The 332-nt window shown below is 71.1% G+C and carries 1 protein-coding gene; it reads right to left on the reverse strand.

The features are described 5' to 3' along the window. Positions 1 to 320 (reverse strand): Gfo/Idh/MocA family protein (locus EQG76_RS11640; RefSeq protein WP_235031325.1); only part of this gene is annotated, 320 nt, incomplete at its 3' end. Between the last annotated feature and the right edge of the window lie 12 nt (positions 321 to 332).

Below are 332 nucleotides of genomic sequence, written 5' to 3' on the forward strand. Positions count from 1 at the left end.
ATCTCGCGCATCGCGATGTGGTGCGCGCCGCAGCGCATGTGGTGGTTGGTCGCGAACACCACACCCGCCGCCTGGCAGGCCTGCACCATCTCCTCCGCCTCCGCCAGGCTCATCGCCAGCGGCTTGTCGCACAGCACATGCCGGTCCGCCGCGGCACAGGCCAGCACCTCGCGGTGGTGCCGCTCGTTGGTGCTGGCGACATAGACGCCATCCACCTCCGGGTCGGCCAGCATCTCGTCCAGCCGGTCATAGGCCCTGGGAATGCCCATCTCCGCCGCGAACGCCCGGCCGCGCGCCAGATCGCGGCTGAACACCGCCACCGGCAGCGCCAC

This window comes from Geminicoccus flavidas (genome assembly GCF_009806515.1).
Lineage (GTDB): Bacteria > Pseudomonadota > Alphaproteobacteria > Geminicoccales > Geminicoccaceae > Geminicoccus > Geminicoccus flavidus.